Source organism: Legionella sp. D16C41 (assembly GCF_048541585.1).
In the GTDB taxonomy this organism is placed as follows: domain Bacteria; phylum Pseudomonadota; class Gammaproteobacteria; order Legionellales; family Legionellaceae; genus Legionella_C.
This window is the reverse complement of sequence record NZ_CP183303.1, coordinates 207,800-226,640: the sequence shown is the minus strand read 5'-3', so window position 1 is coordinate 226,640 and position 18,841 is coordinate 207,800. Positions and strand designations below refer to the sequence as shown.

Genomic DNA, 18,841 nt, shown 5'->3' with positions numbered 1-18,841 from the left:
AGCGCAACTATAAAAAATTTTTAATTTATAAACTTGCGCAAAGATATAAACAGCAAAAGTAAAAGTTTAAATAAACTATGTATTTTTAGCAGATAGATGGGGGTTTAGAATTATAAACGCTTAATATATTGCCTTTGTAAAATTATCATTTTTCACTCTATAAAATTATACGTTTTCTAGGTTGTAAGCGACTACTACTAACGCGCGGAGGCTCTGCCTGCTCTTGCTCAAACAAAGCTGCATTTTGTTCTTTAAATTGGCCATAATCGTAAGTTAAATTTCGAGATCCTTGTAGAATTTTTAAAATATTTGCATTATCGCTTAAACTAATTGTGCTGCTTTTATCTATTTTATCCTTTACTAGGCTAAGAATATGTTTTTGCACATTTGCCAATAATTTATCATCCCCTACTTGTCTAGAAAAATCTGCTAAAAAAAGCAACGCATTTGTTTCCTCAACTTTTAAAAGAAGGTGTCCTATTTTATTTTCTTTCTCAGTATCTGAGGCAACATCTTTATATATATTATAAATAGATAAAATAGCAGGACTTATCTCATCTAGCGCTTTCTTAACTTTACTAGCAAAATCTTTATGATCCTTTAAACTTAACAAAAGAAAAATACCCTGTGATATATCTTTAGGATAAGCTTGACTTCCATAGATAAGAGCCCTTGCCTTGTCATATTTAGCCTGTACATGCCCTATTTTAATTGCATGTTCAAGATTATGTTTATATTCTAGCGGGAAAGGAATTTTTGCCTCATTTGCAGCTCTATAAGATACTTCACCTGCTAAATACCCCTTACGAGCTAAATACTCTTTAGCATTTTGTAGGGAGCCGTTGGGATGATCTTTTACTTTAATAGTAGAAATATCAAGGCCTTGTGCTTCTAATAAATTTAAAAAGGTCAATAAATGCTTACGATTTGGCTTATAGTGCCCACTAAGTAGATTTATTTCAATAATCTTACCATTATTAACTTTAATAGCACCTGCGCAGGCAACTGGTCTTCCTTGGAAAAAAGAAGAATGATGAAAATTTTTATTTAATACGGTCTTAGGATCACTTGCATATAATTGTAAGTTAGCTGAGAGTACAAAGATACAATAACCATCTTTAATATTCATACCGAAAGATTTTTTTGTACTAAAAGGCTGCTCGTCTTTATCGTAAACAAGCCCATGCTTAATCTGCAGTTGGTAAGGAGCTATATTATCTAAATAGATAATCTCATCTTTTTTATTTGTTAAAATTTCTTGCAAACTTAAAACTGCATTATTATAGATAGGTTCTAAATGATTTATCCATTTAGATTTAGCAAGATTTCCCGCGTATTTAAATTCATTATAATATTCAGATCCTAATGTTTTAACTGGCGTGTTTGTAGGATTATCTTCTCCAGAAAGAAAAAATTTACTTAGTAACTTCCATTGGGCCTTAGGCATGTTTTGACCGTATTTAGACAACTCAAGGAGCTGCAAGATACTTTTCTCTAGTTGTACAATCTCATTTATATGGGGTAATTTTGTTAAAAGTTGCAAGTAACCCGTATCATTTTCATCAAGAAAATTTGAACGTTCTTCTCTTGGAACTGAGGTAATATAACTTTCGCAAATACTAATTATTCTTTCTAAAATGGCAGTATTAATAGCTTGAGCACTAGTTTGATTATATTGCGCAATAAGTTGATTTATTTGGTGGATAATTTCTGAGTCTTTCTCATCCTTAATAACTATATTGCTTAGTTTAGGCATAACTTTGACCTTCAAAGGAGGCGCATGAGTATACCAATTATAGCAAATTCAAGACTTTTTGATTAATATCAATACAAAATAATTATATATAAACTAGTTCATGTCAGGCTAACTAACCTGAAAATTACTTAAAAATTATTGCGATAAGCTGTGGTAAACATGAAGACCATGGTTAGCTACATCAATTAAATTAGCTGCGCAATAGCCATTTGAATATCAGTTAATTTTAGTTGAAAAATAGCAGTCAAATCAGAGCAAATAGTTTATACCTAAGTAAAAATAATGCACTATCCGTTGCATCAAGAAAGTAATAACCTTCTTTACAAAGTAATAGTGCAGTTGACAAATTTTTAATTAAATAGTGTATTGCAATCCAAGTGCCACCATATAATTTTTATTATCTAACCCAGCTGAGTTAGGAATATAGGCTTTTATTCCAGAAGTATTATCCCTAATTTGGGTATCTGCTTTAGTATTGCCGTAACGAGTATAAGAAGCTTCAGCAAAGAGCTTCATATTTCTAGTAAAATAATATCCCGTATTTAATGTAATGGAATGATATTTTGCACCATTCCCCCATTCTTTAAATGTTAAGTTACGGGCATAATGCTCATCATTATCCTTAGAATTTACCCAATTGCTCGCTTTTAACAATAAATTGAGCTCAAAATTATTGACAGTATACTTCCCAGCTAAACCCAGATATGGCGTACTAAAAGTCTGACGATAGCCAATGCCAGGCTCATTAGCTGCAAAACAGCCTACATCGCGGCCATTTGCATATTGATAGCAGCCGCCTTTAGCGTTAAAGCTAAATGAATTTCTTTCATAGCCACCTAAAACACCAAATTTATAATTTGCACTATGAAATATCCATGCTTGTAGATTCAAATCCATACCTTTAGCATAACTAAGATGAGTATCATCATGGTGAGACCAATGAGTCCAATGGAATTGGTTAGGGTTTAACCAGTCATAATCGTCCATTAAACCATTACCTTTGGCGAGCGTTGTAAAACCCTTACCATTTAGGGTAAGCCAAGGCTTCAGATCATAGTTTATTTCTGCCTTTGCTATTAATGCACTATTTATTTTCCAATTTAACTGGCTTATTTTATTATTAGAGTTTTCCTCGTAAACATATTCATGTGCCTCGCCTGACAATCGTCCTAATGCAGCATTCAATGATACTCCATCAAATTCATAAACCGAATTGCTATTGGCAGCAATAGCACTAACCGGCAAGACAATAGCAAATGATAGCATTTTTAAGAGACATGATTTTCTTCGCATAGTTTCCCCTAATTTTTTATTATTAATCGAACTATTAAAATCCCTGCCCTTGAGATTGGATTTAAAGAGGCTATGGTTTTGCTGGTCTACACACTAATGGAGAAACCTTAAGGTTTTATTAACAAAAGAAGCTTTATGCTTATTTTTAAATAAATTTAAAGCAGTAAGGTGGTAACATAAATTTTTAATTGACTAGTAAAATTTATAAAGTTAAACGAGCAGCACAATAACTCAACAAGAAATTATTTTAAACAAAAGTTGCAAATAAAATTCAAATTGTTATACTAAGCACAGTTATTAAACGACGACTAACCAAATGAAAATATTAGATAAATTCTAATTTTTTTAGTTTAACTTTAAATTGGGAATTAATTATAAAATTATCTCCAATTACCAACATGAAATGAATTGTTATCCTATTAAAGGATAAAAATTTTACTTCCCATTTAAAAGATGAAAAATAAAGCTTTTATGGCTTTATAGCAGTAGAGAAATGGTTGATGTATACCCATAATTTTTTTTCCATAAAGATCCGCTCTATTCAAGCAGATATTAGCAAAATTAGGCTAAAGGCAAATTGGGCTTTTAAAGACAATGAAGACACTTTATTTGCAAAGAATGCTTATAAAGGTTGGTTTAGTAAAACACGAAAAATTTTAACAAACCTTGAAAAAGCGGAAGCTGAATTAACTATTTATGAAATAATTAATTATCAATATCAAATAAAAAAGCATCTAGAAAAAATAAGTTATGAAAAAAGCAAAATGCATGCTGATAAGCGCCAATTACTTCGTACCATATTATTTAAATTAGATACTTTAGTCGCTCTTAAGAAAAAAGAATTATTCCAAACATTAACCAATCTAGAAATAATACTCGTTGCAAATAAAGATCGTTTTTCAAATGAAGAAGTGAAAAATTTCTATAAGCAAGTTAATGAATTTTCAAAGCTCTTTGATCCACAACATCCTTATACAAAGAGTTATCTAAGTAAAATCAAAATAGTTATAGAGCATTTTATTACCCTCTTTAAGGAAAAATTTTCTCCTAATCTCCCTGAATACGCTAGGACAATTGATTCCTCGCTTGAGAAGTTCACGCCTATTTTAGAGGCTAAGTTTCAAATCGATTGTACGAATTTATTAACTGTAATTAAAAATATTATTAATGAAAATCACGATAATAAGCTCTACAGTCAATTAATAAAAAATCATCGAGAACTATTGGCTATCTCGCCTGGCAATCCGGTAAAAAGTTATCAATTTTACTTATTATTAAAAGCATTTATAGAAGATGTAAAAAATCATGTTGATATTGCACCAAATTCCGAAGCCCAACAGTTTTATCAGGATTTATATGAATATCTAAGTAAACTTTTATGTAACGTACAACAAGATAATTTATATTATCTTAATTATCACTGTATTAATAAAATAGGACAAAATAACTTAACAGGACCTGAAATTAAACCAGCTCATTCACCCACTCGCTTAGGCAATCAAGTCACTCATTATTTAAATGCTTATGAAGATATATCTCTTCCGCAAGAACAACTTAAGGGAGCGTTCCCTTCTATCATCAGAAGTATTCAAAATGCAAAATACTTAATTTGTATAGAAGGTTGGGAAATTAACTTACACTTAGATTACCTTAAGCCAACACTTAAAAGTGCAAAAGAACATGAGGCCTCGCCCTATACTTTAGGAAAAATTCTTGTGCAAAAAGCGATAGATAATCCTAATTTAGTTATTGCCATTAAAGTATGGGCTCAATTTTGGGATAACAAATTAACTTATCATCATGATTCTATTACTTATTTAGATGCAATTGCTCGATCACAAGGACTTAAAAATGGCCTAGCGGATCTGCCTAATTTACAATTTCGTGCTGTTAATCATACTTATAACTTTAATACGCATCACTCAAAAGCAGTCATTACTGACGCAGAATTTTCGCTTAATGATGGCAGTAAAAAAAGAAAGCTAACCGCTTTTTATGGTGGTTTAGATCTTGCACAAGATCGCATGGATGACTGCCATCATACTACCCAGAAAACACCGAATACCTATGGGTGGCGAGATGTCCATCAACAAATTACCGGCCCTGTAGTTAGCGACCTATTAAATGACTTTGTTTCAGCATGGCAAAATGCAAATAATGGCCGCTTAAAATACTGGAATAAAAAAACAAAAGATAATTACTGTAGCCTTGAACGTTTTTGTCGCAACTTAAATAATACCAACCTCCTTAATTATACTAACCTACTTCGACCTCGCGCTTTATGGCAGTCACAACTTTTACGTTCAACTATGTCTGCCTCCCATAGCAATTTTTGGGTTGCAGCAAAACCCTATGAACGAAGTATTGCAATAGGTTATAAAAATGCTATTGCAGAAGCGCAACATTCCATTGAACTTGAAAGCCAATATTTAATAGGAGGGCCCGGAATTCACGCTAAATCAGAGCATGCAGAATCTTTTAACCCTATTCCACAAGCCTTAGTTGATAAAATCATAGAGCGCCATAAAGCAAAAGTCCCTTTTCATGTGTTTATAACCCTACCTATGTTGCCCAATACAAATAGTGAACCGGGCCAACTAGAAATGGATTCACTTCGCACATTGCAATGGTTAACTATGCAGTGGATGATGAATCAGATTGAACAGCACACCGGCAAACCTTGGTGGCAATTTATTTCTTTTAATTTCTTAGCCCAATGGTATGGCCCTACAAAAGAATATGCTGAACTTGCTGCCAAACCTGGTATTTCTAGGAAGGAGCTAATAAATGCAGCCCAACGTAGTCCAATTTACGTACACTCTAAGTTTCTCACCATTGATAATCACTTAATGATTTGTGGAAGCGCTAACGCTAATGAACGTAGTATGCGAGGAAATGGTGGAGATAGTGAGATAGCGGTTATTAACCGTCCTGAAGCCGGTTATGAGTTAGCCTGTCAAGAACAAATCATTGCGCAGCGCACTCACAATTATCGGGTAACACTTGGCGATGATTTTGTTAATAAAAATCCTCTATGCGTCATTCATCCCGAACTCTATGCTGAGCAAATAAGGCAGCAGGCTTTAGAAAACTTTAAACAATTTGCAGCTAACACAACTCAAATAGATAGCGGCTCTGCAACCAGTAAGCTAACAACCTGGCCTTTCATTTATTCTAAAAAGATTGGCTATGTAGGAGAATATCAACCTGGTTATGAATACCTAATTGATACACCTAAAGGAGAAGAAGGACAAGATTATTACCGTTGGCATCCAGAACACTTTTCTAAAGCTCTTCATACCTTAGCAAAATTTGATATAAGGCTCTCTTATTAAATTTAAGTTAAATCATTATAATAACTAGTCTTGTCCAATGATCTCTCTTCGGGCGGATGCCATTTGGACCTTACTAAAGGTCTTAACTTAATTTTTGCCAGCCCAAGCTTTTTAAGCAAGACAATATAAATCCAACCCATATCTAACTCATGAGCGTAATAAGAAAATTTAGCACAAGCTGGATGTTGGTGATGATTATTATGTAATTCTTCACCTACAACGAAAAAGCCAAAGGCGGTGATATTGCGTGAATTATCTTCTGTTTCAAAATTACGATAACCAATATAATGGCCTAAACCATTAATGACACTAGCTTGCAGTAAAATTTGAATAATCATTTGTAGTGTCCATAAAGGAATTGCCCATATACCTATTAAAATCATTTCAATAAGTAAGAAAATAATGGGCCCAAGTGTTGAATGTTTATCATAACAATACTTTTCTAAGTAATCGTCATCAGTAATAATCCCATACTTTTGGACTACTTTATCTGATTTTGCTTTGTGATAAAGTTCAAAGCCTGAAATAAACATAGTTTTTAAACCATGAATAACAGGGCTATGTGGGTCGTTTTCTGTTTCAGTGTTTTGATGATGCACCCTATGGACAGCAACCCATTCACGTCGGCTTGCCCCTGTCATTAACCAGAGCCAAAATCTAAAGATATGACGTACGATAGGATGAAACTTCACTGCCCGGTGAGTTTCACTACGATGTAAATAAATAGAAATAACTATCATTGTAAAATGGCAAGATAAAACTAAATAGATCATTGCCAACCAAACATTTACTCCCAATAAACCATGCGTTATAACAGGATAAAATAGTGCTAAACTCCAGAAGATTGTCATCAGGCCAACTGTTAGCAAGCTATATTTAAAATGGGCAAAATGGATGTTTTTTAATGCCTCTTTTAGCCGATCTAATAAGAGCATATTGGTAAGGCTTTCATAAGAATGATTTGTATTTAACCCTACTTTTAATTTTTTAATCTCTTCCTCTTCAAAAAAAGGCTTACACCTAGTTCCTAATAAATTATCCCATAAAGGCGTGACTAGGCCGTAATTTCGATTATCGTTATCTATCGTATGGTGCAGAATATGAGACTTAGGCGTTACAATAAATATGCTTAAAAAATGCTCTATTCTTTTATTACATTTAAGATTAGAGTGAGACCAAAAGACAATGATAGCCTGAATTAGATCGCAAATTAGTACCACTAAGAAATACGGGCCGAAAATGGCAATCAGACTAATTTTATAAATATTAAAAGCACAGACCTCAACAGGGTGAATGCGAAGTGCTGTTGTTGTATTTATCGATTTATCGGAGTGATGAACTTTATGAAAATACCAAAAAAAGGAATAGCTATGACTTACTCGGTGGTAGGAATAATATATAAAATCATTTATCAAGAACCATAAAAGAAACACGAGCCAAATGGGCGTATGAAATAAATGGAAGATACCAAAATTATAATGGTCACAAAACCAAGCAGTATAAAGTGTGCTTAAAGGAAGAGCGATAGTAATACTTATAATACCTAAAGACCAATTCAATAATCGGCGTTTTTGTTTTCCTTCTTTACCTAAGTTATGGAATGGATAAAACGCTTCTAATATAATAAATAACCCAATCGTCATGAAAAAAAACAACATCCTTAGTATGCTATAAAAGTCAGCATTATAAAGATCCACTATTTACCTCTTACTTCAAATACGTCAAAACATCAGTATTTTAAAGTATAGATGTGTTTAAATAATGTGCAAAAATTTAATTTTACTTAATAGAATTACTGGTCACTTGGAGAAATTATTAAGCTCTTGTTATTTCATATAAACGGGTAACTTGAATCAGTTAATATTAGCCTTATTAATAATTATTAAAATAGTTAATTTCTATTCGTAACAAAGCATTATTATAGGAATGTTAATATAATTACGTTAGCATTACTTTCTGTATTTTAATTTATGAAAAGGATATTCAGCTATGCGTAAGCATTCTCTTATCGCCCCTTTTATTTTATTTCTAACTCAAATTTCATTCGCAGCCACTATGGATAGCAATAACGCGAACTCAGGATGCAAAGCGATTGCGGCTGCTTGCAAAAGTGCAGGCTTTACTGATAAAGGCGTTAGCGCTAGATCTTTCTGGTTTGGTTGCATGAAGCCTTTACTATATGGCAATACCGTAAGCAATGTAACCGTTAACCACGACTCTGTTAAAGCTTGCCGCCAAGCAAAAATTGCCAAAATGGAAAAAGAAATAAAAGAATTACAAGCTTTGCATTAAGAGTCCATTAAAAAGCTCTTAATGGTGGTAGAAATACAATAGACCTCTTGCAACACAGCAATCGTGTAAAATAAATAGGTTATGCAAGAGGTCTAATATATTAACGTAAGTTTAATTACCTCAGCATTGGACTGAAACTTTCCGTTTCTAACTTTTCTGCCGCCTCTTTAAAACCTAAGTTTAATTGCGTAAATGCTTGATTGATAGTTTTACCTATAAACAGCTTAGAGAAGAAACCTACCGGCGATGGGATATAATCAATGATATAAGAACGGCATTTGTTGTTGGTAAGCGGTTCTAAAAACTGGTAGCGTTGCGTATAACCCAACCCCATGGGTAACGGTAATGACCAACCCAATATTTTTGCCTTCTCATTAACCACTGTGATTTTTTCATTAACAGCAGGAATTAATTTTCCTTTATTATTGTTGGGAAATAATTTTAATTTAATATCATTACCCTCAACTAAGGCACCTTGGATGTGCGCATCAATTGCAGCATGAGATAAGTCATTGTAGTGATTTACATCAGCCATTAATTTCCATATTGTGGCAGCAGAAGCATTAATATCAACAGGTTGACCATAAAAAAGATAGTTTGTGTTAGATATCGGATTAAGTTTGGCTTGTACTAAGGTTCTATTTAGTAAGGTTATTATTTTTTCAGTTGACTTAGGCACCGGATTTGCTTGTGTAATTGCCAAAGCTTTATTGCTTTTAATTGTAAATTTGATATTAGTTAACTCTTCTGAGCGCTCCCATAATTGAACCGCTAAATTTTTATTATAAGCTGCTTTTGCTGCACGTTGCTTAGTTGGATAACCTGCCATCCCAGTCCAACCATCTGGGCCATAAAATTCACCATTTTTTACGGGCTTTGCCGTTGCTGCATACAAAATTGGTAAAGCACCCTGTGCTGCTGTTTGAGCAAAGAGGCGCATACCAAAATGGATGAAAGAAGCAAATTGAGTACTTGCTCCACTTTCTTTAGCATCGCTTAAGCTTGTGGCGGCAAATCCCGGATGTGCTGCAACACTTATAACTCGACTATTGCTATCCTGTAATCGGTTTGCTAATTCAAAAATAAATAATAAATTTGCTAATTTTGATTTAGCATAGGTTTTTAACTGCTCAGCTGTATCGGAAGCCGTTAAATCAGCAAGTGTCAATTTTGCATATTTATGTGAGTAGCTACTTACGGTAACAATTCGGGCCTGATTTGCCGCTTCTAATAAGGGGAGCAATTGCACTGTTAAGGTAAATGTCCCTAAATGGTTGGTACCCATTATTAACTCAAAACCCTCTTTCGTCTTTTTGCCAGGTATAGTATTTAAAACAGCAGCATTATTAATCAAAATATCAATCTGAGAATGAGAGGCTTTAATGTTGTTACAAAAGTTAGCGATGGAAGCAAGACTAGCTAAGTCTAATTCTGCAATTTTAATATTGGCTTCAGGCACAAGTTTTTCTATACTCTTTTTTGCTATTTGTGCTTTTTCTAAATTCCGACACGCCATAATCACTTCGCAACCTCGAGCAGCCAATGCTCTTGCTGTTTCATAACCTAAACCACTATTTGCGCCCGTAATAATCGCAGTTTTTCCAGCTAAATCAGGGATATTTGCTTCGGTCCATCGCATGTTGCCTAATTCCTATAAATTTTAAATAAGAATAAAAAACTATATAGAAATTAAGGCTATAAGTAAAAATACAATTTCTAGCGACTTTATGCACTTATATACCATTTAGCTTACTTAAGGTTTTGATATGCAAAGTTTTATTGTTCATACTTTTTCTAGACGTAAAAAGATTATTGGTTATATCATAACGACAGCCAAAAACAGCAAGCCATAAGGATATAAATGTTAAAAATTAAAATTTTGAATTACGCAGTCTTAGCAACAGTTTTTAATATTTCATTCGCCGGAGCCATGGGAGAAATAAAATCTTGCGCTGATTTATCCTGTATGCCTTGGTTCTTAGAATTTGGGTCGGGCGTTAGCTGGTCTAATACCTCCAACATAAATACTAATCCAAATCATTGGAACCCCTCTCCAGATGGTTACGATAGCAAGTTAGGTACGGTAGCTATCTATACCGCAGGAATTGGTTATATGATTAATCCTCTAGTCTCTGTTGATATCAATTATACCTATCGTGGAATTTATAAATACAGAAAACATCAAAGATTTCAAGCATCAAATAATCCTAATCCCTTTGGTAACAGAACAAGATACTTTGACTTAAATAGTAACGCTATAATGTTTAATGGTACTTTTTATGGACGAGAGTGGTCTAATATACTTGCTTATGAACTAGGAAATTATGCTTTGATTCAACCTATCATTGGTGGTGGGATTGGTGTTTCATATAACTCGATAAGTAATTTTCATACGGTTTTAGATGCTAATTCAGGCGTGACCTCAGTAATGCAAGATTTAACTAAAGCATCGTTTGCTTGGCAATTAAATGCAGGCCTTGAGTTGAAAATGAATAGATTCAGCTTTGATATCGGCTACCGTTACTTCAATGCAGGGAATTTTGTATCTAATAATAATTTAATTACTCGGTTGAGTGCAGCTACCAGTGCACCGATTAGGACTGAGACTATTCCTGGTTGGTCAGGCTCTTTATCAGCTAACGAACTTTATTTGACAGCTAAAATTGCTGTTTAAGAGATAATTTAAAACTACAAAGGCCTAAATTATTCAAAGCAGGGTTTTAGAAATACTGGAGATTTAGGCTGAGCTTTAAAAAGATATAGTGTCACATTGATATTGCTTGAAAAAATTATCTATATTAATAAGTTATGGAGGCGGCGGCTATTTAATTGATTAATCAATGTGTTGTATTTAAAGGGTTATTTTCATTAGAAGTAAAAATATACCCCCAAATGTACCCCCAGAGTTATTTGTTTAAAACATAACTACTTTAATTATTACTTCTCTTTATAATGGCATAGATTCCTTGAATAGATATAGGAATCTTTCAATAATACATATTATCCAGGTAATTAAGATGCAGACTTTATTCGACATATTAGATTTTTTTTCAAGTAGCCCTTTTATAATTTATCCTGTTATCTTGCTATGCACTTTTTCAGCCTGCAGAGCAATAGGCCACTATTTCCAAAGACAGTTAAATATTACAATGAAACCCCTTGGAAAATTATTATTACTTTCTGTGGATCTATATTAGGGTATGCAATCTACCAGTCAATGCACATTATCAGTTCTAAAGAAATACAAACCCTTTTTCATATGTCTCCCAATCAACTTCCTCATACATTAAGCTTGCTAACATTAATGCTCTGCATACCTGCTTGGTTATTTGTCATTGGTATTTTTTTTAAAATAGGTTATTTATATACCGTATGGCAAGATAAAAAAGCTACTTTTTTTGGACATATGGGGCTCAATGTTGCATCTATAATCTTTATGGTATTCGCCTATAAATTTGCACTAAAATTGACCGAATCTCAAGAATTGATAAGGCAAATGGCTACTCATGTAGATTATCTCGACAAAAAATTTCTACCCTCAGCCTTTGCTCAACAAGAGGATTTTGATGGTTTTCTGATCATTGATGAACAAACTATATCTATTTATCAAAAAAATAATGACATCACTCAATTTAAAACCATAAAAAATACTGCATAAAGAAACTGTGAATTATATTTAAATAATTATTTTTCGGTCCTTACAAAAATAATTTCTTGAATTCTAGGTTTATAATATTCAGCATGCCCTGATTTAATTATCAGATGATCAGAAAGTTTTATAGTTACTGCTGTATGAGTATGACCGCATAAAACTAAAAACTGAATATCAGCATGTTTTTTAACAAAGTTCATAATCACATCCCCAGTTGCTCTTGAAGCAAAATAAGGCAGCCAATTTTCATCGCTTGGTTTATCCTTGTGCCAACTGCTTTCAGGAAATGGTGGAATATGAGTAGCAATAATCACTTCTTTAATATTGGTATCAATTGCATTAAATAATGTCTCATGGAGAGCTGACGCATCTGTGTCAGCCAATTTTTGCATTTCTCTTTTTAAAGCAGACTTATTCAATAAAAAGGCCTGGTATAACTCAGCAATCAGACGGCTATCATTTAGATTCAGTAAGCTATGATCAAAATCCCCATAACGCGCATCTGCCCATCCATCATGCCCAACTAACAAAATACCGTCAGCTAATGTTACAGTTTTAGGCTCCCCAAGCCAAATGAGGTTTTTATTCTGAATACACAAAGCGCGAACTTTTTCACGTACATTATTAACGCTGCTAAAGTAGTAGTCGTGATTACCTAATACAAAATAAATAAGCTTATTTGTATGTGTGCTAAATTCTTGAAGAATTTCACACACATCTTTTGCTTCAGCTATATCACCAGTAATCAAAATCTTATCTGCACCAGTTTCAATTACCTGTTGGTAAAATTTTTTCTTGCCTCAATCTTTAAGAAGTTGAGGTGGATATCAGTTAGCCAAGCGATATTCATTATTTCACCCCCTCAATAACTGAAATAATATCTTCCAAATCATGACTTAATAAAAAATCCTGTTTCCCACGATCCTTAAATGCCTCTAACTTGGTCGCTAGAAAATAAGGTGCTGAAATAACCTTTATATTTATATTGTCAGAAATACTATGTTTGATAGAATTTTCTTGTGCGTCTTTATACCATTTATTAGAAAACCCCAAGACACTTTTATCTATAGGCATGACATCAATTAAAATGCCATCGCAATCCCAACGGCATATAGGATGATCACCAGAAATTAGCTCCTTAAATCCTTTTTGTCGTAATTTTTCAGCAATAGCATAATAACTCGGTCTAGTAATAACGTTGACTATACAATCTACGTCCACAGTAAAACGTACATCTGGAGCTGCTTTATCTGTTATTAATAAACCTGTGATACAACCCCCAACAAAAGTTACTTCATCACATAAATCTCCAAGACGATGTGCGATTAAACTAAGAGATTCGATATTTCTTTGAGCTGAACTTCTATTCATTTGATACCAACTTTTTTGATTTTAATAATGCCAATATTTTTTGTGAAGCAATTTGCCTTTCTCTTACACGCCCAGAACGAATAGCATCAATTAGTGTCAATAAGTCATAAAATAGCGGATCTGGATGTTTTGCTACAGACTCAGGCACTGAAGAATATAAAGGCTTTAAGGCAAGGCCCCGTTCATTCCCTTCTCCATATGGCCATACAGGGATAGGATCACTCCCAGCAATAATCTGATCGCTTAGGCTAGGTGCGGCATAACTAGTTGGAATACCACGAGCCAGCTCTCCTAACTTAGCGGGGAAAACATACTTTAATCCATGAAGAAAAAATTCTTCACAGGCCTGAATAATTGGCTGTGGCTTATCTGGGGGATGGTATGGAGTAATTAACCCTACTGTAACCAATCTTTTGAATGCACTATTGATCTGTGAAGGACTTAAACACAATTCAAATGCAATACTATTCTGAGACCACCTTTGATCTGCTGGATAGGCTAAAAGTTTGGCTAGAACTACAATATCTTGCGATTTAATCATGAACATTATCCTTTATTCCATATTCTAGAATTTAGAATATGGAATGAAATTAGTCAACTAGAAAGTACTGAGTGCAATGTTATTGGAGTGTCTTGGATGGTAAATTGGTGGAGGCGGCGGGAATTGAACCCGCGTCCGCAAATCCTCTGCCTTTAGATCTACATGCTTAGCCTTGTCTTTTAGTATTCACTATGTCCTCTCCGATAGGCAGGATTTAACATAGCTAGTCTCTTAAATTTCGCCTCAAGAGCTAAGACAACTCAAGAAGCTAGCTTATCTTCTATGACCGTTGATTCGATACCGATAAGCAAGCTCGGTCAACGGGGCGCTGGTTTTATGGCAGCGCACGGTGCGGTTCTATGATTGCTTACGCAGCCATAGCACCTGCAAAGTTTTCATCGTTTGCATTTATATTTAGTGAGATTGATTTACGAGAGTTCTCTCAAGTTCTCGGCATGCACCTTAGGTTTCGCAACCCGCGTCGAAGCCAAGTCGCCCCCCAAAAGGAACACTCTAATTATATCATATTTTTTAAAAAATGCATTTTTTAAACAAGAATTTATTATAGCAATCTTATACAGATAACCTAAAATGTTACCATTCACATTATTTTAACTAGATGCTGCGAACAAGCCGCAGCACGTAGGAACCTTGGGGTTAAAATTGTAACACTGCAATAATCCCTTTAAGTTAACTAAAGAACCTGCTAGCCGTAGCTACTTAAACTAATTATATTAGCTCTTAATTACTCTCAGTCTAGTTAAATTAATTTATACCATTATGCCTAAGCAACGCATCAATTGTCGCAGGCCTACCCCTAAAACTTATAAAAGCATCACTTGCCTTTTTGGAGCCACCCACTTCTAAAATAGAGTGGAGAAAATCACGGCCCGTTTTAGCATTAAAAATGCCTTCTTCTTCAAAACGTGAAAAAGCATCACTTGAGAGCACTTCAGCCCATTTATAACTATAATAACCAGCAGCATAGCCTCCGGCAAAAATATGAGAGAAACTATGTTGAAAGCGATTATAATCAACAACTGGAACGACTGTTGTTTGGCTACGAACTTGATCTAAAATCGTTTGTACAAATTGCTTTTGCTCCGAATTAAACTCTTGATGAATACGAAAATCGAATAAAGAAAATTCTAATTGACGCATCATAGCCATTGCAGATTGAAAATTTTTAGCAGCTATAAGTTTTTGATATAAACTTTCTGGCAACGGTTCGCCTGTTTCAATATGCTCGGCCAGTAATTCAAGAGCCATTTTCTCCCAACACCAATTTTCAAAAAATTGACTTGGTAATTCAACAGCATCCCATTCTACACCATGAATACCTGACGCATCTAAATAATCAACTTGGGTTAAGACATGATGCAGGCAATGACCAAGCTCATGTAGTAAGGTAGATAATTCATCATGAGAGAGTGTGGCACTCTTGTTGGTACTTGGTTTAGCAAAATTACAAGTTAAAGTGGCAATGGGGGACTGGATTGTTTTGCCATTAACAAGGCGGCGGCTTTGCAAGGCATCCATCCAGGCTCCACCACGCTTATTTTGCCTAGCAAAAAAGTCCATATAAATAAAACCACGCTCAATATTGTTTTCATCAATTAAACGATAACAAGTCACATCTGGATGCCACGTATCAACATTTGGCACTGCTTCTAAGCGAATGCCATACAGTCGCTCAATAATCGTAAACAACCCAGGCATAACTTTGCTTAAAGGAAAATAAGACCGCAAAGCTTCCTGAGATAAATCATAATATTTATGACGCATTTTTTCAGAAAGATAAGCAATATCCCAGGGTCGAAGCTCTGTTAAATGATATTCTGTATGCGCAAATTGCTTTAAGTTTTCTATATCTTTTTGCGCTTGTGTATAAGCTCGGTTAGCGAGATCTAGTAAAAAGCGCGTAACTTCACTAGTGGAAGGCGCCATTTTAGTAGCTAATGACAATTCAGCATAATTAGTAAACCCTAATAATTGTGCCTTTTCATGACGCAGAGCAAGTATTTCATTAATAAGCGCACTGTTATCAAATTGACCCGCATTAGGGCCTTTGTCTGATGCACGCGTCACATAGGCTTCATAAAATGTTTCTCGCAAAGTGCGATCATCGGCGTACATAATTATTGCTAAATAGCTTGGAAACTCTAAATTTAAAATCCAACCCTCTAAGCCTTTTTCAAGTGCTAACTCTCTAGCTGTATTAACAGCATGTTCAGGTAAACCTTGTAGACGCTTTTCATCAGTGATATGCATGCTAAAGGCTTGCGTAGCATCAAGAACATGGTTTTCAAATTGATTTGATAGCTCTGAAAGCCGAGTCTGAATTGCTTCGAAACGCACTTTATTTTCTTCCGTTAAAGCTACCCCTGATAGTTCAAAACTTTGCAAAGTATCTGCTACTATTTTTTGCTCAATAACATTTAAGTCTTCTAAATCAATAGAACAAATTGCCTGATATAGAGCTTTGTTATGGCCTATTGCTGCCTCATAAGCTGATAACTTCGGTAAGCACGCCTGGTAACATTCACGTAAGCTTTTAGAGTTAACAACGGCATGTAAATGTGACATGGGGGACCAAAAACGCTCAAGTGCATCCTCCATATCCTCAAGTGGGCGCATTAAATTATCCCAAGTGAAAGGAGGTTTCTGTTTCAACAATTCAGTAATTTTTTGTAAATTTGCTTGTAGCAAATTATCAAGTTGTTCAACAAAGGTATCTAGTTTAAGTTGGCTAAATTTAGGCAGCATAGTCTGTGGCATGATTTTCTCGCTAAAAAGAAGAATTAAATTCTTATGAACCAGTTAATAGCAAAGGTAGCCTGGGTGAAAGCCCATCGGGCCGAAACCCGGGTTTCACTTCGTTTCACCCAGGCTACAATTACTGCCAACATCCCCACCTAGTTTGATTTTGTAAGTTGGGCCTTGGCTCAACCTATAATTAACTTTTAATGGCCCTTTTGAAAGAAATCTATTGTAGCATTAACTTAATAATCCCTCTATGCTTAAGCAAGACTTCTTAAAACTATCAGCGGCAAAAGAAATTCCTACATTGGCATCAATTCAATTTGAGGATTTAGCTCTAAATCGGTTTTATTAAATTTTTGTTCCTTTAAACTAGAAGAGAAAAAACCCAGCGCCTTTAAACCTGCCGATGAATCTAACAATTTATCAATTTTGGTTGCCGGTCTTTGCTTTTCAATAGCTTGAGAAGCCATATAACCTGCCACCGTAATGGCTACTAATAGAAATGCGCTAATAAATGGAACAACAGGAGAGGCCACAAATAATGGTATAGTTATTGAGGCTGCAAGAAATAACGCTGTTGTATTGCATATACCAAACATTAATCTTTTATATTCGTAGTCTAGCTGTGCATCTAAATATTTTTGATACTCATAAACTTCAATCAATTCTTGTGAGGAGCCTTTCTCCTTAATAGCATCAGCCAATTTACTGTATTCATCCTTTAAAGCATGTAAACGTGTTATTTCTAGAGTAGCTCTAATTGTTGCTAAAATAACATCATAGCCAAAAAGTGCTACGTTTAAATAAACACTAAAGGGTGCTAGCGGACCAAGAAGAATAAAGCAATTTAAAATACCACCTGTCATCCAAGCAACATCATTGCCAATTTCAAACCACCTACGTTGTAAGTGCGCATGTAGACGATTATTCCAACCTATTGCCTTCTCATTTTCCTCCATCCAAAATCCAGGGATTAAATGTTTAAATAATAAAAACAGATTGGTTGATAAACGTGGAATAAAAAATACCCAACCTAAGTAAGCAACAACTGGATTAGCATATTTATCTAACGCAGCAACGAAGTAGCAGAATTTTTCTAAATCCTTAGCTATGGGTACAGCAGTATTTAATACACGCTTACTCCGAATTAAAAAAAGTCGTAACCAGTTTATTTGCGCAATATTTGTACGAACTTTTTGCGTAAGATTATTAGAATATTCAGGCGAAAAAATAGTAATTGCGGGAAATTTAATCCCTACATTAGCTAATAACTGCCTATAAATTTTCTGTTCCTGTTGTAAGCGAGCCACTTCTCGTGGTACAACCAAATAATTTTGATATAAATGAGCCAATAATTCAGCCATCATTAAGGCAGTTATTAACTCCTGTTTTAATTGTTCAGGATCATAATTTTTACGCGTAAAATTATGTACCAGTTGAGTACAAAGTACGTTATATTCTAAGCTAAGTAAATTATGTTGCTTAAGTAATGGCTGAAAGAACTCTACTTTTTTAGCCTGTAATTGTTTGTTAAATTGCCACAAGTTATTTTCTTCGATTGGCGTTATGTTTATTATCTCTTGCAGGTGGCGCATTACAGCTGTCATATTTGATCCTAAATACTATCTATATTGCTATTAGTGCCAAATTATTACTAAATTTGCTAATAACATCAACAATAGATACTTATTTAGGAAATTTTGACTACTTTATAATAAATAAAATCTCTAAATATAGTTAAATAAAGTTCAAGCTAGAACTCTTTAAAAGCAGTTCGGCTATAATATTTACTATTAGATCGGCTTGCTGAATTACAACTTCTGAGCGACAATAGCCGT

At 34.3% G+C, this 18,841-nt stretch carries 13 protein-coding genes and 1 other RNA gene; 4 read left to right on the top strand and 10 right to left on the bottom strand.

From position 1 onward, the window contains the following. Nucleotides 1-157: 157 nt before the first annotated feature. Nucleotides 158-1,756 (bottom strand): hypothetical protein, encoded by a 1,599-nt coding sequence (locus tag ACNVED_RS01035; RefSeq protein WP_419419921.1) that lies wholly within the window; start codon nt 1,754-1,756, stop codon nt 158-160. A 354-nt stretch (nt 1,757-2,110) separates the two neighbouring features. After that, nucleotides 2,111-3,049 carry an omptin family outer membrane protease gene (locus ACNVED_RS01030; protein WP_419419920.1) on the bottom strand — a complete coding sequence of 313 codons (939 nt, stop codon included), beginning with the start codon at nt 3,047-3,049 and terminating at the stop codon, nt 2,111-2,113. Between the two features lie 500 nt (nt 3,050-3,549). Between ACNVED_RS01030 and ACNVED_RS01025 the strand changes: the two genes are divergently transcribed. Further along, on the top strand, nt 3,550-6,384 hold the full coding sequence (locus ACNVED_RS01025) for a hypothetical protein (protein WP_419419919.1): 2,835 nt from the start codon (nt 3,550-3,552) through the stop codon (nt 6,382-6,384). A 2-nt stretch (nt 6,385-6,386) separates the two neighbouring features. Here ACNVED_RS01025 and ACNVED_RS01020 read toward each other — a convergent pair whose 3' ends face one another. After that, nucleotides 6,387-8,027, bottom strand: coding sequence for a sterol desaturase family protein (locus ACNVED_RS01020; protein WP_419419918.1), 1,641 nt, complete (start codon nt 8,025-8,027; stop codon nt 6,387-6,389). A gap of 346 nt (nt 8,028-8,373) precedes the next feature. On the opposite strand from ACNVED_RS01020, the gene ACNVED_RS01015 reads away from it, so the two are divergent. Beyond that, nucleotides 8,374-8,676 (top strand): hypothetical protein, encoded by a 303-nt coding sequence (locus ACNVED_RS01015; RefSeq protein WP_419419917.1) that lies wholly within the window; start codon nt 8,374-8,376, stop codon nt 8,674-8,676. Between the two features lie 115 nt (nt 8,677-8,791). Here the strand turns inward: ACNVED_RS01015 and ACNVED_RS01010 are convergent, their stop codons facing one another. Further along, nucleotides 8,792-10,315: an oxidoreductase gene (locus ACNVED_RS01010; RefSeq protein WP_419419916.1), complete on the bottom strand. Its 1,524-nt coding sequence runs from the start codon at nt 10,313-10,315 to the stop codon at nt 8,792-8,794. Between the two features lie 222 nt (nt 10,316-10,537). Here ACNVED_RS01010 and ACNVED_RS01005 point away from each other — a divergent pair, with 222 nt between their 5' ends. Next, nucleotides 10,538-11,350, top strand: a complete 813-nt coding sequence (locus tag ACNVED_RS01005; RefSeq protein WP_419419915.1) for a hypothetical protein — start codon at nt 10,538-10,540, stop codon at nt 11,348-11,350. A gap of 543 nt (nt 11,351-11,893) precedes the next feature. Then, entirely contained in the window at nt 11,894-12,334 is a 441-nt protein-coding gene (locus ACNVED_RS01000) for a hypothetical protein (protein WP_419419914.1), read from the top strand. A 26-nt stretch (nt 12,335-12,360) separates the two neighbouring features. On the opposite strand, the gene ACNVED_RS00995 is transcribed toward ACNVED_RS01000, so the two are convergent. The 6 genes from ACNVED_RS00995 to ACNVED_RS00970 all read right to left on the bottom strand — a co-directional run bounded on the left by ACNVED_RS00995 (nt 12,361) and on the right by ACNVED_RS00970 (nt 18,610). Continuing rightward, nucleotides 12,361-13,077, bottom strand: a complete 717-nt coding sequence (locus tag ACNVED_RS00995; protein WP_419419913.1) for a metallophosphoesterase — start codon at nt 13,075-13,077, stop codon at nt 12,361-12,363. Nucleotides 13,078-13,177: 100 nt separating this feature from the next. Beyond that, nucleotides 13,178-13,699 carry a hypothetical protein gene (locus ACNVED_RS00990; protein WP_419419912.1) on the bottom strand — a complete coding sequence of 174 codons (522 nt, stop codon included), beginning with the start codon at nt 13,697-13,699 and terminating at the stop codon, nt 13,178-13,180. Further along, nucleotides 13,692-14,240 (bottom strand): hypothetical protein, encoded by a 549-nt coding sequence (locus ACNVED_RS00985; RefSeq protein WP_419419911.1) that lies wholly within the window; start codon nt 14,238-14,240, stop codon nt 13,692-13,694. Before ACNVED_RS00985 ends, ACNVED_RS00990 begins: the two co-directional genes overlap by 8 nt. A gap of 105 nt (nt 14,241-14,345) precedes the next feature. Continuing rightward, nucleotides 14,346-14,740: a transfer-messenger RNA gene (gene ssrA / locus ACNVED_RS00980) on the bottom strand. 265 nt (nt 14,741-15,005) lie between these two features. After that, entirely contained in the window at nt 15,006-17,018 is a 2,013-nt protein-coding gene (locus ACNVED_RS00975) for a M3 family metallopeptidase (protein ID WP_419419910.1), read from the bottom strand. A gap of 284 nt (nt 17,019-17,302) precedes the next feature. Next, nucleotides 17,303-18,610: a hypothetical protein gene (locus ACNVED_RS00970; RefSeq protein WP_419419909.1), complete on the bottom strand. Its 1,308-nt coding sequence runs from the start codon at nt 18,608-18,610 to the stop codon at nt 17,303-17,305. Nucleotides 18,611-18,841 lie beyond the last annotated feature (231 nt).